The 24,300-nt window shown below is 36.9% G+C and carries 21 protein-coding genes and 1 pseudogene; 10 read left to right on the forward strand and 12 right to left on the reverse strand.

Annotated features, from left to right (window positions below; all coding sequences use genetic code 11):
- Positions 1-24: 24 nt before the first annotated feature.
- The 5 genes from BUC25_RS13210 to licT form a co-directional block, all read right to left on the reverse strand.
- Entirely contained in the window at positions 25-1,521 is a 1,497-nt protein-coding gene (locus BUC25_RS13210) for an alpha-L-arabinofuranosidase C-terminal domain-containing protein (RefSeq protein ID WP_073202346.1), read from the reverse strand.
- 145 nt (positions 1,522-1,666) lie between these two features.
- Positions 1,667-3,109, reverse strand: a complete 1,443-nt coding sequence (locus tag BUC25_RS13215; RefSeq protein WP_073202347.1) for a glycoside hydrolase family 1 protein — start codon at positions 3,107-3,109, stop codon at positions 1,667-1,669.
- Between the two features lie 11 nt (positions 3,110-3,120).
- Positions 3,121-4,557, reverse strand: coding sequence for a 6-phospho-beta-glucosidase (locus tag BUC25_RS13220; RefSeq protein WP_139251831.1), 1,437 nt, complete (start codon positions 4,555-4,557; stop codon positions 3,121-3,123).
- A gap of 43 nt (positions 4,558-4,600) precedes the next feature.
- Entirely contained in the window at positions 4,601-6,526 is a 1,926-nt protein-coding gene (locus BUC25_RS13225) for a beta-glucoside-specific PTS transporter subunit IIABC (protein ID WP_073202349.1), read from the reverse strand.
- 235 nt (positions 6,527-6,761) lie between these two features.
- The gene (licT, locus tag BUC25_RS13230; RefSeq protein WP_073202350.1) at positions 6,762-7,613 is read right to left on the reverse strand and encodes a BglG family transcription antiterminator LicT; all 852 of its coding nucleotides are present in this window, start codon (positions 7,611-7,613) and stop codon (positions 6,762-6,764) included.
- A gap of 443 nt (positions 7,614-8,056) precedes the next feature.
- Between licT and BUC25_RS13235 the strand changes: the two genes are divergently transcribed.
- Both BUC25_RS13235 and BUC25_RS13240 read left to right on the forward strand, forming a co-directional pair.
- A complete protein-coding gene (locus BUC25_RS13235; protein WP_073202351.1) occupies positions 8,057-8,692 on the forward strand; it encodes a 5-bromo-4-chloroindolyl phosphate hydrolysis family protein in 636 nt (211 codons plus the stop codon).
- Entirely contained in the window at positions 8,689-9,834 is a 1,146-nt protein-coding gene (locus BUC25_RS13240; protein ID WP_073202352.1) for a toxic anion resistance protein, read from the forward strand. The genes BUC25_RS13235 and BUC25_RS13240 overlap by 4 nt, the downstream gene beginning before the upstream one ends.
- A gap of 205 nt (positions 9,835-10,039) precedes the next feature.
- On the opposite strand, the pseudogene BUC25_RS19885 reads toward BUC25_RS13240, so the two are convergent.
- The 5 genes and pseudogenes from BUC25_RS19885 to BUC25_RS13265 all read right to left on the reverse strand — a co-directional run.
- Positions 10,040-10,117 (reverse strand): annotated as a pseudogene (locus BUC25_RS19885) (SEC-C metal-binding domain-containing protein); the annotation flags it as partial.
- A gap of 476 nt (positions 10,118-10,593) precedes the next feature.
- Complete coding sequence (locus BUC25_RS13250; RefSeq protein ID WP_073202355.1) at positions 10,594-11,574, reverse strand: tRNA dihydrouridine synthase; 981 nt, start codon at positions 11,572-11,574, stop codon at positions 10,594-10,596.
- Between the two features lie 407 nt (positions 11,575-11,981).
- Positions 11,982-12,482 carry a YehS family protein gene (locus BUC25_RS13255; RefSeq protein WP_073202356.1) on the reverse strand — a complete coding sequence of 167 codons (501 nt, stop codon included), beginning with the start codon at positions 12,480-12,482 and terminating at the stop codon, positions 11,982-11,984.
- 111 nt (positions 12,483-12,593) lie between these two features.
- Positions 12,594-12,893: a nucleotidyltransferase domain-containing protein gene (locus BUC25_RS13260; protein ID WP_211619578.1), complete on the reverse strand. Its 300-nt coding sequence runs from the start codon at positions 12,891-12,893 to the stop codon at positions 12,594-12,596.
- Positions 12,894-12,895: 2 nt separating this feature from the next.
- Complete coding sequence (locus tag BUC25_RS13265; RefSeq protein WP_073202358.1) at positions 12,896-13,297, reverse strand: HI0074 family nucleotidyltransferase substrate-binding subunit; 402 nt, start codon at positions 13,295-13,297, stop codon at positions 12,896-12,898.
- Between the two features lie 416 nt (positions 13,298-13,713).
- Here BUC25_RS13265 and BUC25_RS13270 point away from each other — a divergent pair, with 416 nt between their 5' ends.
- The 7 genes from BUC25_RS13270 to BUC25_RS13300 all read left to right on the forward strand — a co-directional run bounded on the left by BUC25_RS13270 (position 13,714) and on the right by BUC25_RS13300 (position 20,954).
- The gene (locus BUC25_RS13270) at positions 13,714-14,529 is read left to right on the forward strand and encodes a PHP domain-containing protein (RefSeq protein ID WP_073202360.1); all 816 of its coding nucleotides are present in this window, start codon (positions 13,714-13,716) and stop codon (positions 14,527-14,529) included.
- Complete coding sequence (locus BUC25_RS13275) at positions 14,526-15,335, forward strand: sugar phosphate isomerase/epimerase family protein (RefSeq protein ID WP_170862702.1); 810 nt, start codon at positions 14,526-14,528, stop codon at positions 15,333-15,335. The genes BUC25_RS13270 and BUC25_RS13275 overlap by 4 nt, the downstream gene beginning before the upstream one ends.
- Positions 15,313-16,119: a 5'/3'-nucleotidase SurE gene (gene surE / locus BUC25_RS13280; RefSeq protein WP_073202361.1), complete on the forward strand. Its 807-nt coding sequence runs from the start codon at positions 15,313-15,315 to the stop codon at positions 16,117-16,119. Before BUC25_RS13275 ends, surE begins: the two co-directional genes overlap by 23 nt.
- The gene (locus BUC25_RS13285; protein WP_073202363.1) at positions 16,106-17,125 is read left to right on the forward strand and encodes an ABC transporter substrate-binding protein; all 1,020 of its coding nucleotides are present in this window, start codon (positions 16,106-16,108) and stop codon (positions 17,123-17,125) included. The genes surE and BUC25_RS13285 overlap by 14 nt, the downstream gene beginning before the upstream one ends.
- Positions 17,126-17,139: 14 nt before the next feature.
- The gene (locus BUC25_RS13290; RefSeq protein WP_073202365.1) at positions 17,140-18,870 is read left to right on the forward strand and encodes an ABC transporter permease; all 1,731 of its coding nucleotides are present in this window, start codon (positions 17,140-17,142) and stop codon (positions 18,868-18,870) included.
- A complete protein-coding gene (locus BUC25_RS13295; protein ID WP_073202366.1) occupies positions 18,867-19,940 on the forward strand; it encodes an ABC transporter ATP-binding protein in 1,074 nt (357 codons plus the stop codon). Before BUC25_RS13290 ends, BUC25_RS13295 begins: the two co-directional genes overlap by 4 nt.
- A 150-nt stretch (positions 19,941-20,090) precedes the next feature.
- On the forward strand, positions 20,091-20,954 hold the full coding sequence (locus tag BUC25_RS13300; RefSeq protein ID WP_073202368.1) for a hypothetical protein: 864 nt from the start codon (positions 20,091-20,093) through the stop codon (positions 20,952-20,954).
- Positions 20,955-21,059: 105 nt separating this feature from the next.
- On the opposite strand, the gene BUC25_RS13305 is transcribed toward BUC25_RS13300, so the two are convergent.
- Positions 21,060-21,473: a hypothetical protein gene (locus tag BUC25_RS13305; protein WP_073202369.1), complete on the reverse strand. Its 414-nt coding sequence runs from the start codon at positions 21,471-21,473 to the stop codon at positions 21,060-21,062.
- A 334-nt stretch (positions 21,474-21,807) separates the two neighbouring features.
- On the opposite strand from BUC25_RS13305, the gene BUC25_RS13310 reads away from it, so the two are divergent.
- Positions 21,808-22,401: an imm11 family protein gene (locus BUC25_RS13310; RefSeq protein WP_073202370.1), complete on the forward strand. Its 594-nt coding sequence runs from the start codon at positions 21,808-21,810 to the stop codon at positions 22,399-22,401.
- A 117-nt stretch (positions 22,402-22,518) separates the two neighbouring features.
- Here the strand turns inward: BUC25_RS13310 and BUC25_RS13315 are convergent, their stop codons facing one another.
- Complete coding sequence (locus BUC25_RS13315) at positions 22,519-24,216, reverse strand: FIMAH domain-containing protein (RefSeq protein WP_073202371.1); 1,698 nt, start codon at positions 24,214-24,216, stop codon at positions 22,519-22,521.
- Positions 24,217-24,300 lie beyond the last annotated feature (84 nt).

Consider the following 24,300-nt stretch of genomic DNA (forward strand, 5'->3'; position numbering starts at 1 on the left):
TTCAAAGTTGATACAAATATAATATTATAGCATTTGAATTATATTCACAGAATGTGGCTTCACTTCGATTTCCATGTTGTTCTCAAAATCATCTAATGCTTCTTTGTAGATAACCACTTCATTCTGGTCTACATCATTAAAGGAATTTTTAGATTCTCCATTTATGCCATATAACGTTACCTTATTACCATTGCCCACCATGGATACAGTGATGGTTTGATTGTTATCTGGATCCTTATTCACCACAGCTAAAGCAACACCATTTTGATCAGACCATTTGGTTGCCAGGATATCAAGACTCTCCAATTCTAGTTCTTTTCCACTTTTATTTTGAACCGTCATACTCGGAACTTCTGAAGACCATGAATCAATGATCGTATCCCCTAAATAATTAACATATAAATCAAATACATGATAAGTCGATCGTAATACAATGCCTTCATCATGACTGTAGATACAGCCGCGCGTATTCAAGATGGGGGCAAAATTAGCCATTCCGACAATATCGCAATTACGATTCATCGCATTGAGAAAGCTTGCGGTAAATACCGCATCCGCCATCGTATATTGGCTATTGTCATCATTCTTATCACGAGGATCAATATAATCTTTTTTATCGATGCCCTGTTTAATTGTATGTACATTAGGATGATGCCAGCTTCTTAGATTCCATTCATCAAAAGCAATTTTAATCTTTTTGTCCAGTTTCATTGCTTGAAGTAATCCCCTCACCTCTGTGACGGCATGATCAATATTCTGAGTAAAAGCGATCGACGCTTCATAGTCGGCAAGATCATTTACTTCAGGAACCATATCCCAATATTCATGAATTGAAATCCAGTCCAGAAACTCCCCGCAATGTTTTAATAAATTGAGATTCCAATCGACATCAGGCAAGGCTGCAGCGGAAAGCTCTACCTGAGGATCCACATGCTTCATCATTTTTGCAGATTCTAGTACTAATCGCCCCCACTCTTCGGCAGATTTCGCTCCAATTTCCCATGACCCATAATTTTCGTTTCCGATACTCCAGTATTTCACATTAAACGGCTCTTGATGGCCATTTTTTATACGCCATTTCGCATATTGGCCCTCATTTTCAAGGTTACAGTATTCTACCCAATCACTCATTTCTTCAGCTGTACCCGTTCCTGCATTCGTACAAATGTATGGTTCGCTTCCTATTTTTTCGCAGAGCTTGATAAATTCATCTGTACCAAACGTGTTCGGATCTTCAACTCGCCAGGCTTTATCGAAAAAAGGCTTTCTATCTTCTCCAACTGCATCCTTCCAATGATAGGAAGAGACAAAGCAGCCACCAGGCCACCTCAGGATCGGAACCTGGATTTTCCGCATGGCTTCAATAATATCGGTCCGAAAACCATCTTGATCAGACAGTGGTGAATTGGGATCATAGATGCCATCGTAGATCTGTCTGTGAAAATGTTCGATAAAATGCCCATATATCATTTTGTCCCTTGTGCCAAGAATTCTACTTTCGTTAATGGTAATTTGTACCATTGGATTCATCCTTTCAGGAAACATGAGTATGTACTATGCGTGACAACGCTTACTTATATTATAGCTTATTCTTTCTATATTAAAAAAAATCCCGCTTCAAAATGAAAGCGAGATTTTAATCCGTGAGAATTATCTCATTTTTTCTTTATAATTTTTCACCATTACTTTCAATTACGTCTTTGTACCAATAGAACGATTTTTTACGACTTCTATCTAGCGTTCCTTTGCCTTCATCGTCTTTGTCGACATAGATAAAACCATAACGCTTAGACATTTCACCAGTTGAGGCACTTACTAAGTCAATACAACCCCATGCAGTGTAACCCATGAGATCTACACCGTCTTCGATTGCCTCACCCATTGCTGCGATGTGATCACGTAAGTATTCAATACGGTAATCATCCTGTACAGAACCATCTTCTTCTACCTTGTCATATGCACCTAGCCCATTCTCTACAACAAACAATGGAATGCGATAGCGGTCATATAATTGATTTAAGGAAATTCTTAAACCGGTAGGGTCGATTTCCCAGCCCCAATCACTAGCCTTTAGAAATGGATTACGAACACCTGACATAATATTACCGTCTGCACCGTCCTGATCTGATTTATCTAATTTTTCTGTACGAGACATGTAATAACTGAAACCAATGTAGTCTACAGTATGTTCTTTGATTAATTCTAAATCGCCTTCTCTAATATCTAATTCAATATTATTCTCCTTAAAGTAGCGAGTCATAAATGCTGGATATTCACCACGCACCTGCACATCTGCACAATAATAATTAAAGAGACGCTCTTCTTCTAAGGCATACATCACATTATCGGGATGTGAGTCATAGGAATAGACAGGAGCATAAATAATCATACAGCCAATTTGAGCATCTGGAATAATTTCATGACAAGCTTTCACCGCTAAACTGCTTGCGACAAATTGATGGTGAAAGGCTTGGAATGTTGGAGTATATTTATCCTCTTCTTGTTCAATCGAAAAACCTAAGCCCATTATCGGCATTACTAATCCACTATTGATCTCATTAAAAGTCATCCAGTATTTCACTTTATCTTTATAACGGTTAAAAATCGCATGAACATAACTCTCAAAGAATGTTACCACTTCACGACTTCTCCAGCCACCGTGATTTTTCACTAAATCGACTGGCATCTCGTAGTGGGAGATCGTTACAACCGGTTCAATGCCGTGCTTGTGTAATTCGTCAAATACGCGGTCATAAAAAGCTAAGCCATCTTCATTTGGTTCTTTCTCATCACCTTTAGGAAAAATTCGAGTCCACGCAATTGACAAACGGAAAACTTTAAAGCCCATTTCCGCAAAAAGTGCTATATCCTCTTTATAACGATGATAAAAGTCGATTGCGTCATGGTTGGGATAGCTATATTTTTCTTTATCGATTTCAAAATTGAAACCTGGCTCTTTCAAAATATTTAAACGTCCTTTGCCACCTGGCAAGACATCGGCAATATTTAATCCTTTATTACCTTCGTGAAAACCACCTTCGATTTGATTGGCAGCTGTAGCGCCACCCCACATGAAATTCTCTGGAAACTGATATGTTTTATTAGACATTATGTTGCCCCCTATTCGATATTCTCTCCATTTGATTCAATCACTTGCTTATACCAATGAAAACTTTTTTTCTTACTTCTGTTTAACGTTCCATTTCCTTGATTATCACGGTCTACATAAATATAGCCATACCGCTTTTTCATTTCCCCTGTTGAGGCACTTACGATATCTATCGGCCCCCAGCTTGTATATCCAATAATTTCGACGCCATCTTTCAGTGCTTCTTCCATTTGTTTAATATGCTCTCGCAAGTACGCAATACGATATTCATCATTGATTTCTTTATCTTGACCGAACTGATCAATCGCACCTAAGCCATTTTCTACAACAAAAAGCGGCTTTTGATACCGATCATTTAATTGATTCGCAGTGATACGGAAACCTTTTGGATCAATGGTCCAACCCCATTCAGAAGCTTCTAAATATGGATTGGTGATCGAATCGAATACATTTCCTGCTGTATGATTCTTTAATATGTCAGGATCTGTACTAGTAGTGCGAGAACTGTAATAACTAAACCCAATATAATCTACTGTGTTTTCTTTTAATAGTTCTTCATCACCAGCTGCGATCTTCAGTTCAATATTATTCTCTTCAAAAAAGCGTTTAGCATAACCTGGATATTTACCTCGAGATTGCACATCAATAAAAAAGAAGGATTCACGGTCTTGATCCATTGCCTTTTGAACATCATCAGGATTACAAGCATACGGATAGGTCATCCCAGCTGCCAACATACAACCAATTTGGGCACCCGGAATAATCTCATGTCCCGCTTTTACTGCCAACGCACTGGCAACTAACTGATGATGTGCTGCCTGATACATGACTTGCTGTTTATCTTCCCCTTCTTTAAAGATCAGACCTGCCTCCACATATGGTAAGTGCAACAACATATTAATCTCATTGAAGGTTAACCAGTATTTCACTTTGTCTTTATACCGAGTAAAAACGGTTTTTGCATATTTCTCAAAAAAGTCTACTACTTTTCTATTCTTCCAACTGCCATATTCTTTCACCAAATGGACAGGAATATCAAAATGTGCCAATGTCACTACAGGTTCAATTCCATACTTAATAAGTTCATCGAAAACATTGTCAAAAAATTGCAATCCTGCTTCATTCGGTTGATTATCATCACCGTTTGGAAAAATACGTGCCCATGAGATAGATAGACGGAATGACTTCAATCCCATCTCTGCAAAAAGGGCAATATCTTCCTTGTAACGATGATAAAAATCAATGGCCTCGTGTGATGGATAGAATTCCTTTTTGTCTGGTGTATAATTTTCTATCTCACCAAACATCATCGGAAAGCGCTTCTCACCAGTTGATAAAAGATCGACCGTTGTTAATCCTTTTCCGTCTTTCAGGTACGCACCTTCTACTTGATTTGCGGCTACAGCTCCACCCCAAAGAAAATCCTTTGGAAATATAGTTGTCATTATCCAGTCCCCCTATGGAAAAAGGAGCCCTTGACAGCTCCTTTTTTTATTTAGTTGTTAATTCCAAAACTTTGCTCTCTGGAGTAACATTTGAATGGTCGATTACTTTTAATTGATATTGATCATGATTGGTTACCACTACGGGTGTTGTTATTTTAAAGCCCGCTTTTTCAATATTATCGATCTCAAATGTTAATAATTCTTGTCCTTTTTCCACACGATCACCTTGTTGTAGGGAAGTTTCGAAATATTTACCATCAAGCTGCACCGTATCAAGTCCTACATGGATCAGAATCTCCGCACCGTTATCAGAGGTAATACCAATTGCATGCTTTGTTGGGAATAAAGCAGAAACTGTACCTGATACAGGCGATACTAATTTACCTTCTGTCGGTTCAATCGCTATACCTTTTCCTAATGCTCCAGATGCGAATGCGGTGTCTTCGATATCTTCTAATTTTTTTATTTTTCCAGTTAGCGGGCTTGTTAATATTTCGCTTTTTACTTCTATTTCTTTATTGCTCTGAGGTTCTTGTTTTGTTGATCCTTCAGATGTTGCCGTTGCTGCTTCCGCTTTGCTAATACCTCCAAAGAAATACGTAAGCACAAACGCCAATACTCCTGCAACAATCATAGCAATGATCGAAGCAAAAAAGGAAAGATTTAACCCTTCTTCAGGATGAATAAAACTTGGCATTTGGAAGACACCTAATCCAGCCATTTCATAACCAAGTGTTCCAAAGGCACCTAGTATGGCACCACCAACAGCTGATGATATAACAGTAAAAATAAATGGCCATTTAAGTGGTAACGCAACACCATACATACCTGGTTCTGTTACACCAAATATCGCAGAAACAATCGCAGGTGGTGTTAATGCTTTTGTTTTTTGATTTTTAGTTTTTATGATAACAGCAGTTAAAGCACCTGCTAATGCAAAGGAATGTGCAAAAATTAGCACTAAAATTGGATCTTGGCCTAGTGTTGCGAAGTTATTAAGTGCAACAGGTACAAGTCCCCAATGTAAACCGAACATAACAAACACTAACCAGAATCCACCAATAAAGATACCAGCAATAATTGGACTTAACTCATAAATCCCAACACTTGCTGACCCTAATAATTGACTTGCCCACGTGGCAATCGGACCAATGATAATAAAAGTTAATGGGATAATAATAATCATTGTTAACAATGGTACTAAGAACATTTTTAAGACATTTGGAACAATTTTTGCAAAAGCTGTTTCTATTTTAGCCGCAAAGAATGTTGCAACGATTATTGGAATAACGGACATCGAATAGGTCATTAAAATGACTGGAATACCAAGAAATTCAATATATACAGGTGATTCAAACATCGTTCCTGCAAATAACGTGTACAATGGATCACCTGAAGCAGGTATTCCTTCTAAGTCAGGATATACTAGCGCCATTGCTATAACCATACCTAAAAACGGAGTACCACCAAACTTTTTCATTGCGGAATAACCTAAGATGATCGGTAAGAAATAGAATAGTCCGTCACCAATAGCATTTAAAATTTGATACGTTCCATCTGTTTCTTCTAGTAATCCAAGTGCTACAAATAGGGCATTAAACCCTTTTAGAACACCTGACGCTACTAACACAGATAGAATCGGCGTGAAAATACCTGAAATCATATCGATAAAGCGATTTAATAGATTTCCTTTTTCTTCATCAGGATCTACCTCACCTTTTGCTTCAAATCCACCTTCAGCTGCCACTGCTTTATAGACATCTGCGACATGATTACCAATAACCACTTGATATTGACCACCACTTTTACGAACGGTTACAACATCGTCCATATTATTTAAAGCTTCTGTATTCGCTTTACTTTCATCTTTCAATTTAAATCGAAGTCGTGTAATACAATGAACCACACTGTTTACGTTTTCTTTGCCACCAACATGCTGAATAATATCTTTTGCTAACTGCTGATATTTCATCTCACTTTCACCCCTCTAAATAATTTTATGAAAGCTTTCATTTTTAGCTGTAAGGAAGCTACTTTGGGCAAATAAAAAACCTGAACGAACTGGTAGCTAGACACGCAAAAATAGCGAGTGCTTCCAATCCATTCAGGTTATGCCCAATAAAGGTAACATTCCTTACTTGTCCTATAGGTTTTGTTAAAACAAATGTAACATCTCAATTTCAAAATGTCAAAACGTTTTCTTATTTTTAATTCATCTTTTTTTGTCGATAGGTGACACGGTGAATATGAATTGTCAAATACACCATATCGTCTTTGGATAATACCCACTGATAATTCTTCTCTAAAAAGGTTGCAATTTTTTCTGCACATTTAAATGCGGGACTGTATTTACTTTGGACTTGTTCATAAAAGAACGTATCAATAGTTTCTTCCATTTGCTCTTTACGTAAATAACGGATCGCAAAAAAGCGTAAATGTGTTAAGAATCGTTCATAGTTGATCGAGTTTTCATCTAATTCTGTTTTATAATGATATTTGACGATATTGAGAGTCTTGTTGACAACCTCTGTAACCTGAACTGCCATTTCCATATTTTCACCAGATAACTGACTGTTTACTAAATGCAAGGCAATCGATGCTGCTTCATCCTCGTCCATTCTTATACCTGTGTATTCTTCAATTATAGTCAATGAGTGCAAACCAATTTCAAATTCTGTTTTATAATATTTCCTAATTTCAAATAGCAAAGTATTTTTTAGTTGAATGCCCTCCTTCATTCTCGTGATCGCAAAACTGATATGATCGGTCAAGGCAATATATAAGTAATCATTAAGCTTGTATGGTAATTTCGAACGGGCATACTCATAAATTTCTGAAGCAATATCCAAATATTTATCAGAGGTATTTTGTAATAGCTGATTCAGCTTTTCACTTGTATCTGTATCTTGGAGGACAAAATGCTTTTCGATATTTTCTTCCTCAATAGTTTGTCCTACTTTCTTTTGAAATGCCAAGCCTTTCCCCATAACGACCATTTCCTGGCCATGCTGGTTCGTAGTAACAACGACATTGTTATTCAGCACTTTATTGATTTTCATATCACACATCCTTCTATTCAATATTTTGGACGCTAGTCTTATCTTACCTTATTATTTAAAAAGGAGGAAACGCTTTGCAATAAAAAAACCTAAGCTATTGAATAGTACACACGCCTCTATGGATGATGAGACATGTATCATTCAATAACTTAGGTTTTGCCTGCCTGACCAGTAACAATCCTATAATTATCTAGTATATTGTAACCGCTTTTATAATCAATTATAACTACTTTTTATTAGATGTCAAGGAGGAAAGAAGGACTTTTCAATTAGCTAGTATAGCAAAAGTATTAATAACCGCACGAGTAGTATAAACTATATCTAGCGATAACTTTACTTTTAATTTTGCAAAAATAGGAATTTGCCAATACTTGACGTATTATGAAACTTTTAATGCTTTGAATCGTAAATATAAGTAAGTATCAAGTTAGGAGTCGATAAAGATGCATAGGTTTCTATCCATAGTCATTGGGTTAATTTTCACCATTCCTTTAATGACTATTATATGGTTGATTAGTTTCTTCGCAATCGATCTATCCTTTTGGCTATCATCATTGATATCTTTGATCGGTGCTGGCCTAACGATGTCGTTGATTTTTACTTCTATCTATTTTCGTTTTCTGAAAAAGAATCAACTACGTATGAAAGATTACCACTATATTCGTAAAAATCTAGCTGAAGCGAATCTTAAAATTCGACGGATGCAAAAAGCGCTGTATTCAGTCCGTAATGTATTCTTTTTGAAAGAGAACATGGAGTTATTACGCGTGATTAAAAAAATATATCGAGTTACGAAGAAAGAGCCACAGCGCTTTTTTCAAGGTGAGGAATTCTATTTTTCCCATTTGGATTCTGCAGTAGAATTAACGGAGAAGTATGCACTTCTTTCTACACAACCTAAGAAGAATGAAGAAATGGAACAAGTTCTGAATCAAACACGTCATACACTAAAAAATATTAAAATCAGTATAGAAAAAGACCTCTACCATATTCTCTCTGATGATATTGAACAGCTACAGTTTGAAGTGGATTTTGCTAAGTACTCTACAAAACAAAAAGAAAGGTTGGAAGATAAATGAAAAATAATGAAAATAACAATTTAGTCGACGACCTGCTAACAAATCCTTTTGATGAACAAGATAACAAGAATGATATCCAGATAAATGAGAATAAGAAGCTGATCGATGTCCTTCCTGAAGAAGATCAGGAAAGAGCACGTACCCTTGCTACACAAATTGATCCAAAAAATCATGAAGCAATCATTTCCTATGGAACTCAAGCCCAGACAAAGTTATTAGATTTTTCTCACACAATGCTTGACCATGTTCAAAATAAGGATGTCGGTGAAGTCGGACAAGTTATCAGTGACCTAATGAAGAAATTTAATGATATTAACCCAGATGACTTAAATCCTGAGAAAAAGGGACTCAAACGTTTATTTAGCAAGCTTTCCAGCTCAGCACAGGAAACTTTATCAAAGTACCAAAAAACGGGTGCACAGATTGACAGGATTACCGTAAAGCTAGAGCGAAACAAAGATGGACTTCTATCCGACATTTCTATGCTTGAAAAACTTTATGAACATAATAAGGAATATTTTAAAGGACTGAATGTATATATTGCAGCTGGTGAACTCAAGCTTGAAGAAATTCAATCAAAGGAAATTCCTGTTCTAAGAAAAGAGGCGGAAGCTACCAATGATCAAATGAAATTTCAAGAAGTGAATGATATGCTTCAATTTAGCGATCGCTTGGAAAAACGACTTCATGATCTCAAATTAAGTCGTCAAATCACTACTCAAAGCGCACCACAAATACGATTAATCCAAAACACTAATCAAGTACTAGTTGAAAAGATTCAATCATCTATTCTAACTGCTATTCCGTTATGGAAAAATCAGATTGCCATAGCTCTTACAATGCTAAGACAGCAAAGTGCTGTAAACGCTCAGAAACAGGTATCCAAAACAACTTATGACTTGTTACTGAAAAATGCAGAGATGTTAAAAACAAATGCCGTTGAAACGGCAAAACTAAATGAACAGGGGCTTGTTGATATTGAAACGTTAAAGACAACACAAGAGAATTTAGTTTCTACATTGGAAGAGGTATTAAAGATACAGGACGCTGGACGAAAAAAGCGGCTTGAAGCAGAACAGGAAATCAGCACGATGGAACAGGAGTTGAAGCATAAACTGTTGGATATTAAAGAACAGAAATAAGATTAACTAAAAAAGTAGTTCATTACGAAGAACAATAACAATGAACTACTTTTTTTTAGTGAGTAGCATTTCTTTAGTACTCTTCCATTAACTAGAGCTTGAGATGCTTGGTTATAATAAATTATTTCATGTAAAGCTATACGAAACGGTATTCATCTATTAAATGAAATAGCCAAACCAAAAATAACTTCCCATTTGTGCTTATTTAACCACAGCATTTCTTATATTTTTTCTCACTACCACATGGACAAGGGTCGTTTCTTCCAACTTTATCTTCATTAACCACTTTAGATTGAATTTCTTGATCTGATTCTGATTCCACATATTTCTGTAAATAATACTCTGGAAGCTTGTCTAACTTTTTGCAATATCGCTTTTCATTGTACACTTCATTATTTTTCATGACATCGTGCATTTCTTCTACTAAGATAGCTGCAATCATTTCCTTTGATTCCGTTTCAGAATAACCAAGGTCTAGCAAGCGATGTAATGTTCGTTTCGTGGTTTTAGGATCATTATCACGTAATTGATTGTCAACAACATCAAGCAGCTGAGCCTTAAGTTTATAATTAACCATTCTCATCACTCCTCGTTTAGCTCTGAAATTTATAATATTTACTATTCATTATTAGAATAATTTTATCACAATGTTACATGTTAAAGATAATTATACAATAGTAAAAAAAGTAAGAACATCAATATGATGTTCTTACTTTTTACGATAATCATATATACGGCTTGCAAATGTATCATTCATTTCTATACGTAGCTTACATCCTCATTCTTAGTCTCAAATTCCTTAAGCAATGCCCGAACTTCATCCGTTGATTTGGTCTCCATCAGTTGATTTCTTAAGCCGCTTGCACCACGAAAGCCACGCACGTAAATCTTAAAGAAGCGACGAAGAGGTTTAAATAAACGAGGCTCAACCTCTGTATATTTATCATGAAGATCCAAATGTAACCTTAAGAGATTTAACAATTCGGTACTATTCGGTTCTTTTGGTTCTTTAGCAAATGCGTATGGATTCGAAAAGATTCCTCGCCCAATCATGACACCATCCACACCATATTTTTCGACAAGCTCCAGGCCTGTTTCTCGATCAGGAATATCACCATTGATCGTCAAAAGAGTGTCAGGTGCTACCTCGTCACGTAGTTTCTTAATCTCGGGGATCAGTTCCCAATGCGCATCGACCTTACTCATTTCTTTTTTAGTCCTTAGGTGTATAGAAAGGTTAACAATATCCTGCTTTAAGATATGTGTAAGCCATTCTCGCCACTCCTCTACCTCTGTGTAACCAAGCCTTGTCTTCACACTTACAGGTAATCCCCCTGCTTTTGCCGCCTGAATCAGTTCTGCAGCAACTTCCGGCCGACGGATCAGACCGCATCCTTTCCCATTTGCCGCGACATTCTGAACAGGGCAGCCCATATTAATATCTACTCCGCGAAAACCCTCTTTTGCCATGCCAATACTCATTTCCCGAAATAGTTCAGGTTTATCTCCCCATATATGGGCCACCATCGGTTGTTCATCTTCAGTATAAGTTAATCGTCCACGTACACTTTGATGCCCATCTGGATGGCAATAACTTTCCGTATTTGTGAATTCTGTGAAAAACACATCCGGTCTTCCTGCCTCACTCACTACATGTCGAAACACTACATCTGTTACATCTTCCATTGGTGCTAATATAAAAAACGGTCGTGGTAAATCACGCCAGAAATTATCAGTCATATAAATCAAAATCCTCTCACTATGGGTTATACTTAAACAATGAATTAAATTCATTCCTTTTTACACTTATATATTTATACCATGCTTAAGCGGTATTTATCAAACAGATTTTAATAATTACTGTTTTTTTATCATATTTTATTAAATGGTGTTCTTCACTGGATATGTAATGTTGTAGACGGGATAATCATGCCTCTTTACGGGATATACTGATTGCTTCACTGGATAAGTATAGTTATCCAGTGAAGAGGAGGAATTATCCCGTGAAGAAGTCCTATTGTCCGACGAAACTCACTTTTTTAATAGTAGAACTTTAGATATTCTTAAACTTATAAAAAAAACGAATATGGTTGCCCACATCCGCTTAACTACTCGTTTTCTTTTAATAAAAAGGTTTCGGAATATTTTTATCCTCTATACCTAACCGTCAACCCTTTCAAAAAGTTCCGAGCATACTTATCGCCACACTCTTTAAAGTTTTTATGGTCTTTTTTCCTTAATAAAGCACTAAGTTCACCTTTTGTTACAGTTATTCCAGCATTTTCAAAAATGTCAATAACATCTTCGCTAGTCAACTGCAATGCAATTTTCACTTTTTTAAGCAAGCTATTATTAACTGGGTCATTGGTTAGTGGTGGTGTGTCAGGTTGCCCCGGCTTTTGTTCTTGTTTTCCTCTTTTGTAGATAATTAATCCATTTAAGAATTGTTCGAACTCTCTGTTATTTATATGTACTCCCTCGTTGTCCTCTTCCACTTGTGAGCCATCTTCATAAGAGGGCTTTGTGAGTATGCTTTGCACATCTTCAATGGTCACACTTATTCCACCAAGTTCAAATATCTTGACCATATCCTTGTCCTTAATATCTAACGCATATCTTAATCTAATTAATATATCATTATTAATCATTCTTAACCCTCCTCAAATATCCAAAATAAATACCTACGTTTGTGATTGATCATAAGTTCCATTTTGTTACAAATAATCGTTTCATAAAGATATTACTAACATAGAAGGCAATTAATTGCGATCACGTTGGCGTAAATAAATCGTTTCATTACATTTATCTATCTCAAAGCACAGTTCTTTTGGGGCATGTTCCCATCTTATCAAATCAAATTTTAAGAGAGTTTCCAAATTTTCAATCTCCTCGGTAAATAGAAACCAATTAGTTTCTGTTAATTTAGGTGCGATAACTGCGAGATCAATATCTGAACGATCTTCATGGTCATTATGCGCTCTTGAACCAAATAACACTATCTTTTCAATCTCAAAATAATGCTTTGCAATATTCTGTATCTGGTTATAAAGCTTTTCCATTCTCATAACTTCCCTTTCCCTCTTAAATCAGAAAACGTTTTCTTCATTTCCGGAAAATACTCTTGTATATTTTCAACAATTTGTAATGCTAGTTCTTCATTGTATGTATGAAATGTTTCATTCCTATCACGCAACATTTGTAGCCAAGCTTTTTCATTTTCTAACCAGCCAACTTGATAAGCTTCTTTTAACGTTTCTTTAGGTGTTTTGACTACTATTCCCTCTACTTGTAACAACCGTTTTAAAGTCTTCCAATAAAGTTCAATTGTAAATTCAAAGCGTTGTATCGTTCCATCCACAATCAAACGGTTATCATGATTCTCATGTAGTGCTTCTTCTAATCGTAAAAGAGACTTTTCTAAATTACTTGCACTTTGTTGTAGTTTTCGATCTTCAGTTCCCATTCAAGCTCCTCCATCAACTATTGTGTTTAAAAAAACTTCAATTGAATCTCAAGTATATGTTGTTAATCCGAATAATCTAACATTGATCTCAATGCTTATATTATAGCATGTGACATACTGAGTAGCCATCTTGTGTTAAACGATAGATTGGAAAATACATAATACACAGTAAACTTCACATGTTAATCTGTCAGTCCAAATAAAGAAAGCGTAAATTTATTCACATTAAATTTACATATCACTTCTACTTTTATAAAAATAGAAAAGCCAATCCCAAACTTACCCCTTTCTAATTAACCCACTCAAAAAATAACCCCACAAACAAATTTACAAAGTATTAATCAAAAAGCTAATTCTAGTTAAAACCAGCTTAATATTCATCCCTTATAGTGTTAGGTGAAGGCAGGTGATAGGAATTGGACTTACATATCCATTCAACAAAATCTGATGGTGAATTAACTCCAAAAGAGATTGTGGATGAAGCAACGAAAGCTGGACTCCACATGATATCGATTACGGACCATGATCAAATCGAAGGATATCATTTGGCAAAACCTTATGCAGAGCAAGCAGGCATTTCACTAATTCCAGGTATTGAATTAAATACAGATGGTATAGACGGTGAGCTTCATATTTTAGGTTATCACTTTGATCCGCATCATGAAGAACTTATCAAACACATCACTTGGCGAACAGAAGATCGAAGACAATGGGCAGATAAAATCGTAACTCAACTACAGACAATGGATTACGATATCGATTTTGCATCCTGTATCAATCGGGCCAAAGGAGGCATCATCGTTCGAACACACATTGCAGATGAATTAGTAAGTCAAGGGTATTTCACTAATTCGATAGACGCTTATACTACCCTTTTACAAAAAGGGGCACCTGCTTTCATCGAACGGAGCAGTTTTACAGCGAAAGATGCTATTTCACTGATTCACAAAGCAGGTGGCGAAGCTTATTTAGCTCATCCGGGGATTTATCCATTTGAACTCTCCATTGAGCGTATCGCAGGTTATGGTCTCGATGGAATCGAAGTCTACCATTCGAAACATTCCGACGAGCAAATAAGCTATTGGAAAAATCAAGCTCGAGAATTCGGTTTAAAGATATCTGGTGGCAGTGACCATCATGGACCAAATTCCAGGAACCCCTATCCGATCGGAAGTGTTCGTATTGGTGCTGAGTGTATCAAGCAATGGAGCAAGGAGGTCTCACTCTCATGAAAATGTATTTGGCTTCACCACTATGTTGGAACTATCCCGTTGATGAAGTGATTCGACACGCGAAAGCTTTTGATTTTGATGGTGTAGAAATTCGCGCGGAACATGTTGAATTATATGAAACTGAGGTGTGCTCGATTCTTCAGGCAAAAGAAGAAACAGGAATGGAATTATCACTGCATGCGGCAACCTGGGACCTTAATTTATCTTCAATTAATGAAGGAATCGAAAAACAGTCGATTATGGAAACGATAAAATCGATGAAACTCGCACAACAAATAGGGGCAGAGAGCATGACCATTCATCCCGGTAGACATTCGCTTGTCGATCAATTTCAAGCTTTAAGTAAACAAAAATTAATTAGGAATCTGATTTATTTAGCAGAACAGGCAAATCAATTAAATGTCACGCTATCCATTGAACAAATGGAGCCGATAAAAAAGGAATTCATTACAACGCCTGAAGCGACAAATGAGCTGTTAAATCATTTGCCTAAAACTGTTAAAACAACACTAGATATCGCACACATTCCTCTTGATCAAAAGCCAGAACAGGATTTTCAAACACTAAAACGAATTAACAACATACATATTAGTGACTCTACACCCTCTACGTATCATGTAGCCATAGGTGATGGAAATATACAGTTTGATGGGATTTTAGAAAAATTAAAGCAAACCAATCTTCCTGTCGTATTGGAAGGCTTCGATAATAGTCATTCTTTAGATGTGTTAAAGAAAAACATCACACAATTAAAAGCGTTTCAATTATTAAGGGGGGAAACTCTTGAGAATTTTAGTTACCAATGATGATGGCATTTTCCATCCAGGAGTAGAGGCAATGGTTTCGGTGCTTCAGCATTTTGGAGAAGTATATGTCGTTTGTCCTGATGAAGAACGGAGTGCTATCAGCCATTCCATCACATTAAGAAATCCAATTAAAGCCGTACCGACCAATATATTTTCAACAGGTATTACCTCCTGGCTGGTCAATGGCACACCAGCAGATTGTATCAAACTAGGAGTCGAAGTGTTAATGAAGGAACCACCGGACATAGTTTTTTCAGGTATTAATATTGGTCCTAACCTAGGACGGGACATTTATTATTCTGGAACGATTGCGGGTGCAAGTGAAGCAGCATTGTATGGCATTCCCTCTGTTGCTGTATCATTAGCATCTTTTGATAAAGCAAGTGTTAACTATCAACAAATCAAAGCGTTATTTTATCAAATTGGGGAGGTGATTATCCAAAATAAGATTCCGAGCGGGATGTTGCTGAATGTTAACTTACCCTATACGTCAAAAGAATTATGTCAAGGTGTCAAAGTTGTCCCTTTAGATATGTCTGTTTCCAGATACCGTCATGTCGGTTTAAATGATCCAAATGGAAACATCTATTATTGGTTAAAGGATACGTATCAAGAATTAGACGAATTAGCCAAAGGAAAAGACTTTAGTTTGCTAAGGCAAAATTATGTCACGATTTCGCCGATTGAAAATAAGACGATCACCAAACGAAGAATCGATTATGTAAGCAGATGGTTTCATACATTCAATCAAAATAAGGAGGATTTCTTTCATGTCAAACATTAAACGATCCATTTTATTAATCAGCATTATTAGTATTTTAAGTATACTCGCAGCTTGTGGTGGCGAATCAGAGGGGAATGCAAGTGAAGGTGTTTCCGGTGAATTAAACTTCTACACGTCTCAACCTGACGCAGATGCAGAACAACTGGTTAGTGCATTTAATGAGCAATACCCAGATGTAGACGTAAGTGTTTTCCGTTCAGGTACAGAGGAAGTAATTAGTAAAATTCAAGCAGAACAGCAAGCAGGCGACGTTCAGGCTGACCTTTTATTGGTTGCCGATGCAGTTACTTTTGAAAGCTTAAAAGAACAAGACATGTTACTGGAATACAAGTCGAGTGAGACCGAACAAATTCCAGAAAGCTTCGTTGATTCGGATGGCACGTATACTGGAACAAAAGTAATGTCTACTGCTTTAGTAGTGAACACAGATAAAGTAAATGAGATGCCAACATCGTGGAAAGTACTTTCTGATCAAGCATCTAATGGACAAGTCATCATGCCGAGTCCCCTATACTCTGGAGCAGCTGCCTACAATTTAGGTGTTTTGACTCGAAATGATGATTTTGGTTGGGACTTCTATGAAAATATTCAAGCAAATGATCCAATGATTACTCAGGGTAACGGTGACGTGTTAAAAGGTGTAGCAAGTGGTGATCAATCTTATGGAATGGTCGTCGATTTCATTGTCGCTCGTGCAGAAGCAGATGGTTCACCTGTAAAGCTTGTTTATCCTGATGAAGGAGTACCAGTCATCATAGAACCAATTGGTATCATGAAAAATACAGACAATGAACCTGCTGCAAAAGCATTTGTTGATTTTGTTCTATCTCAGGAAGGACAGGAATTAGCAGCTGAAATTGGTTATACCCCAATTAGAGAAGGTGTAGCAGCACCAGAAGGCTTAAAAACGATTGACGAAATGAATGTACTTGAAGCAGATATTAATGAGTTATATCAAAACCGAGAGCAGGACAAAGAGCAGTTCAACCAACTATTTGGAGAATAAGGGTGACGTGCAACATGAAAAATAATAACAATAGAGAAGTAATGCCAAATCTGGCATTACATTCTCTTTTTTCTAATAAAAATATCTTTAAGCTATTAGGAATTATCGCGATATGTGTGTTCTTTCTTTTACCGATTTTTCGCTTGATTATGCTCAGTTTTACTTCAGATGGAACGATATCATATGGAAATTACACAACGATTTTACAGGATGCTAGCACTTGGAAAGTTGTGTCCAATACACTTATTGTTGTCGCAGGTTCAACGGTTATTTCTCTTGTTATCGGTATTTCACTAGCTTGGTTAGTCGCGTACACAGATATAAGAGCAAAGAGACTGATGCAAATTTTTATTATTTTACCATTTGTGATTCCATCGTATATCACAACTCTAGCATGGACTCAATTTTTAGGAGCGAATGGACTTTACGTCAAACTTGCGTCTCTTTTGCCTTTTGAAGTAGAAGCTATTAATCTATATAGTTTGGCAGGGATTATTTTCGTCTTAGGCTTTTCTCATTATCCGCTTGTCTATCTACTTACAGTGAGTGTCTTTCGCAAAATACCCCGGGAGCTTGAGCTCGCTTCTCGTGCTTCAGGCGCCAAGCGTTGGGCCACATTCCGAAAAGTAAACATGCCCCTTGCATTACCGGGTATTGTTAGTGGAGGATTTCTTGCATTTTTAGCCAACCTTGATAACTTCGGGATACCGGCGTTCCTTGGTATACCAGCACAAATTAATGTGTTAAGTACATATATTTATCAGCAAGTAGTTGGATTCGGCCCTTCCGCTTTTGCAAGAGCTGCAACTTTTTCCGTAATCTTAGGTATTGTGGCTTTACTGGGGACGGCAATTCAGTGGTTCTTTTTACGAAAATCAAAACGCTTAGAAACGACAATGGAAGATAAACAACCTCGCTACTATTTAGGTAACAAAAAATTACCCGTAGAGATATTTATATGGCTGTTTTTCCTTGTTACCGGAGTTGTTCCATTGATTTCGATGGGAATGACATCACTAGTTACTGCTTACGGTGTTGATTTTTCCTTAAAAACGATGAGTTTCGAAAACTATCAATTTATTCTAACGACAAGCTCAAAAGCAAAAGAAGCTCTGGGAAATAGTGTAATGCTAGCAGGAGTTACAATGATCATTGGCATCATATTAGGAACATCTATTGCCTACCTTCGGGTGCGTAAGCCTAATTTCTTAAGCAAATTTACAGAGGTTTCAATCAGTTTACCCTATGCATTACCTGGAACAGTGATGGCATTAGCAATGATCTTTGCCTGGATGGAACCTATCCCCGGTTGGAATCCTGATATTTATGGATCGATTATCATTCTTTTTATTGCTTATATTACGAGATTTCTCATTTTACAAGTACGAGGCAGTATTACCGCTTTGATGCAGGTCGATCTTTCAATAGAAGAGGCTGCACATGTAAGTGGTGCAAAGGGATGGTCAAAATGGCGTAAAATCTTAGTGCCACTGCTTACTCCCGGTGTATTAAGCGGTGCATTCCTTGTTTTTTTAAGTGCCTTAACTGAGTTAACAGTGTCGTCGTTGCTATGGTCCTCTAATTCAGAAACGATTGGTGTTGTGATCTTTGGCTTCGAACAGGCAGGTTACACCACGTACTCGACAGCTTTTTCCAGTTTGATCGTTATGCTGATCATTCTAGGCTTTACGATTCTTTATTTGGCACAATCCTATTGGAACAGAAAGGTTGGGAAACGAACATGACTACTATTATTGAAAATCTGGTGAAACGCTTTGATCAAACAACCGCATTAAAGAAAATAAATGTAACGATTGAAGACGGAGAATTTATTGCCATACTCGGTCCATCTGGTTGCGGGAAAACAACCTTACTCCGTTTGTTGGCAGGATTCGATTCGCCATCAAGTGGCAATATATCGATTGGAGACCAGCGAGTAAGTGATAATAAGATGACTCTCCCACCAGAAAAACGAAATATCGGAATGGTCTTTCAATCATTCGCTCTCTGGCCACACCTGAACGTGCGTAAACATATTGAGTTTCCGCTTCTTCATCATGCATATGTACCAAAAGACACAAGTGTCAATATATCGAAGCGCGTTGATGAAGTCATGGAAATTATTGAATTAACCGAACTAGCAAACCGTATGCCCAGTGAGCTATCTGGTGGCCAAAAGCAGCGCGTCGCATTAGGCCGCGCCATTGCACCAAAACCAGAACTGTTATTGATGGATGAACCACTAAGCAATCTGGATGCAGAGTTACGGATGGAGATGCGCAAGGAAATTCAAGAACTGCACCGATTGACAAATGCAACGATTGTCTATGTCACCCATGATCAAGGGGAAGCATTAGCAATGGCAGATCGGATCGTTGTCATGAATAAGGGCGAGATCGAACAGATTGGTACACCTCAGGAAATTTACAGTCGTCCCAACACACCTTTTGTTGCTAACTTTGTTGGCAAAGCTAATTTAATAGATGGTATGTGGGAGGCAGATCAATTTACACCAGCGTCCAATCCAAACCTGACTTGGCCTGACTTGGGTGTTTCGGTCCCATTAAAGAAAAAAGGAATCTACCCAATCCGACCAGAACAATTAACCCTTATGGAGGATGACCGGGGAGGTATCCATGGTGTGATCACAAGTGTTCAATACCAAGGGAAAGAAATCCATTACACAGTGCAGGCGAATGGTCAAGCTTGGCTTGTGCATACAGATCTTATGCAAAAGTTTCAATTAGGGCAACAAGTTACAATCCAGTTAAAAGTGAGTGTGCGTGAAGATAATCGGAATGTCGTTTATTTGTGATTCTAAAATGGAGCGAAGTAGTGGTACTAGAAGCGATTATATATATTTATGTTAAACTATAACTGATAATGTTTTAGTTGCAACTAATAAGGCTACTAATCTATATGAAACCTTTTCCGCTATATAAACGTAACAAAATTGGGTGATTCTATGAGAAAAATAATAGGGATTATAATAATCGTAATAAGTGTCTTATTCGGAGTAGCATCTGCCACTTTATTCTCTGAAGATGGCATTGCAGCCTTAATCGGCATCTTGGTATTTTGCCTTCCACTCTTTATCGTAGGGCAAATCATACGAAGTTCTTGGGAAGCTTTTAAACGTAAAAAAATGTATTGGATCTGGCTATATTTATTTTTCTTTCTGTTTGTGCCTGTATGCTTTAATTTTCTTATATCCATGGATGAATTAAAAAAACATGTATTTCACGCTGAAGAGTATATTATATTTCGCCCCAAATCCAGCAGTTTAATCGGAGGATTACAATTATTTAGTTTTTTTGCTTTTATCACACTTTTCTTTTACCGATTTTTTGTATCTCATTCAAAGGGTAAAAAAATCGTCACTAAATTAATTATTGGTCTCGCGGTATTTTTAATCTGCTTCAGCTATTTAATGTTTAAAGATTATCGAGGTGTTCACCCTGAGGATGGACTTGTCAGAAGTAATTGGTTAGGGAATAAAACGACCGTTTCATTTGAACAAATAGACTCTATTAATCTGGAACCTGATTATTCATCGGGTGGCCATGCAAGGTATGGAGGAACTCCTCATTTTATTTGGTCGATTGAGTTCAAACATGATACCGAGCAATCGACTTATAACTTTACATTGATTGATAAATCAAACCTTGATAATACTATCAAGATGAAAGACCTTGCAAGTAAAAAACAAATTCCATTTACAGTAGAAGAAATGAATAAGGAAGCGTACGACTTGTTAGCACTTGATCTGGAGTTTGAGGAACTAAATGAGGATAAATACTATCAGCTATTTGAAGTATCAAAAAAGTAAACTAAAAGCTTTACCGTACTTGAGCATATCAAGTACGGTTTTTTATCTCTCACACGTTTTTTAACAAAAAATGTTTGGATCGTTTAAATCCAAATATTGTCATATTTATATATTTGTTTCCTTCACTGTAATGGCTTGAGATAGTTTATTAGTTTTGCAACTGTTGAACTCATCTTCATTGACTATATCTATCTTCATTGCCGCTTCCAATTTTTCAATATCTGGTTGTTTTACTTGTAAGATAAAGTCTGCTAAATGTAATTCTTCTAATTTTTCTACTGTTTTTTCTGGATCGTAATTAACGGAAGATCGAATGATACGCTGAGCCTTATATTTCCCTCTTTGTACTTCACCTTTTTGTTCATTGCCAAAAGTTACATCTAGATAATGGTGTATCTGCTTTTTAATCTGATTGATTTCTTTCTCTAATTCTTTTTTCTGAATGTTTAAATGATAGTATTTCTTTAACATTTCTTCAGAAAGTTCAGAAGATAATTCGATTTCTGTTGCCTTTGACATCATTACTCCCCCAGTAAGTTAAGATTAATTCATTTATATGAAACTGGGGCAATTTTATGCGTTTGTTATGATAAACATTATTATGAAAATTAGGTATTATCTGACCTTATTCAGTCTTTATTTTCGCTTTTTTCCTCTCCCCTCTTCTTTCTAATGTACGTATCAGCAACAGTGAAAATCCCTTGCTCCCTTACATCATAATTGAATAATAATTAACATATTATAACATTAATAGCATTTTATAAATTATTTATTCTTTTTAATTATGATAAAATAGGACAAAATTTGTTTTTGAATTAAAATGATTTTTCAGCGAATACGAGGAGTGATTTTGTTGTCCATAAATCATACCAATAACTATTATATAATGCTTATCGATACTCCTTGGGCAGGTCCAAACACAGAGGTTCGTAACGGTCCAGGTCTTAAGCTTTTAAATGGAACAGAAGTAACATATCAGGTGATAGAACCTTTTGAGATTAAATTGGCTGTAGATGACGCAGCTGGTGATCCCCTGCAGTTTAAAACGTGCGACATTCACGGACCGAATCGAACAACCCTTTTCTCCAAACGTTTAATCGAACTATTAAAACAACACGGGGTCGAAAACGTTCAATACTTTGATACGAATGTAGTGTATGAACCCACAGGAGAATTCTATGATTATAAAATGGTGAATATAATTGGCCTTGTAAAAGGATTAAATGAACAAGAATCAGAATTATTAATTAGTGAAAGAGGAACGGTGCTTGATATTGAAAAAATGGTTTTCGATGAGGAGAAATTAGAAGGTTATAAGTTATGTCGTTTGCAGGAAGATTCCATGTTAGTTGTCGTCCACAGGAGCATTAAAGAAGCGATTGAAAAAGCAGGATTAACCGGATTTCTCTTTGTCACAGATGATGAATTTGAACCTGGAATGATTTAGTCTGCTTTCGAAAAAATCGGCTCCGACATTTATAAATACGATCGTATATTCTAAATAGTTAGACCGCAAAAATACAATGACTTTTGCGGTCCCTTTAATGTCTTCAAGAATTATATTTTATTCATTAATATGTCTTATAGACTCTTCTGTTGCTTCAATCAACTCTTCAGCTTGTTCTTCCGTTAGCTTACCAGGTTTCACAAAATTATTGACCTGTTTGATAAAGTTGTCCAATTGTTTGATAGCTTGTGCAGATTTGTCATGTTTAGTATCGGACAGAAAATCCTCTGCCTTATTTAGCTTAACCATTAATGCATTTTTATTGCCTCGCACAATATCTAAGTCTGCTACCGTTTCTTTAAGGTCGGCAATACGATTTCTGTATTCTACTGTCACAGTTGCTGTCACCTTTTCAACTGCTCCCTCTACAGTTCCCTCAACCTCAAATACTCCTGGGCCATCGTTGCCATAATAATCTGGGTCAACTTCTTCCCAATCAACTGCTCGTTCTTCTGATGCAATCCCTGTAGCGCTGTAATTGACATCAACAGTTACTGTTTCAGGTAACGTTGGAGCAACACCAGAAACAGTATTAACTTCTACATCAGATATATCTCGAATTTTGCTTTTCGAAAATAACCAATCAATAAGCATGCCACGTTCTGGGTGCTCATATTCATTATAGACCGGAAGCCACACTGCATGTCCGTCAAATACGTGGCCATTATATGGTGGTTCATCCAATCTGTTTTCTGGCAGTATCGTCAACAAGGAATCGTTCATATACGGTCCATAAGTTTCGTCAATTTCAACAACAGCGTCATAAAGAAAATCCCCTTCATCTACAAAAGACCAAACAGGCAAATATGCTACTGCTTCGGCATCTTCGACATTATCAGGTCCACCGGCTGGACAAAGTGGTGCAGCCGCTGCAGCAAAATCAGGGTAAGTTTTCATAAAGGTCCATGTGGAGCCTCCACCCATTGAGAATCCTGTAATATAGACTCGATTAGGATCAACTTTTCCTTCCGCTATCATGTCATCGATGACACCCTTAACTTTATGCATGTCTTCTGGCGTTGTTGCATTACGAGGGGCCAATACATGACTCGGATATTTCTCTTGGTTCTCCGGGTTAGCCCAAACAGTCCCACCATTGCTAAATCTGATAGGAGTATAGATATCGTTACCCTGTCCACCCCCATGAAAGAAAACTACTAAGGGTAGCGGTTCATCCACGTCCTCATTATAAAAATAACTATAATCAAGTCCTTCATAGTTTGCATATTGATACTTGTCAAGAACAGGACTGACTATATCATCCTGAGTAAATCCTTCAGGTACTAGGGAGGATCCATCCACAAAAGTAATTTCATCTCCCTTATAAGTGATCGTGTACTCTAAGTCAAATGTATATCCGTCAGCGATGGTGGATCCACCGTCCTCCCAACCAACGTCAGGAAAATCAACAACAATATATCTTCCACTATCGGAAGGTGAACCAGAGTCATTTACTTCACTGGTATACACATCAATTACCTCGCGAGGTCCGTCATATCCCACATAATCTGGATCGACTTTTCTTGTAGTGGTAACATGCACATCAAAATCTGATATATCCAGTGTTGAGTCATCTACTTCTTTGCCTGCATCAATAATGAGCGCATCCGTACGCTCGTGAAAAGCAAAATTTTCATTTTTGAGTATAAATGGTAACATTGTTTCGGTCACTTCCTCAGATGCGAAGGCTGAAGGTACGTTTAATAACACGATAAAGCAAACTAGCAAAAACAAAACTACTATTCTCTTTAACATTTTTCATAAAACTCCCTTCGTTAATGTAAGCGCTTTTAAAAACAGTGACTATCTTACAACAACAACCTATTTATACACCTCCTA

The organism is Gracilibacillus kekensis (assembly GCF_900143085.1).
Taxonomy (GTDB): domain Bacteria; phylum Bacillota; class Bacilli; order Bacillales; family Amphibacillaceae; genus Gracilibacillus; species Gracilibacillus kekensis.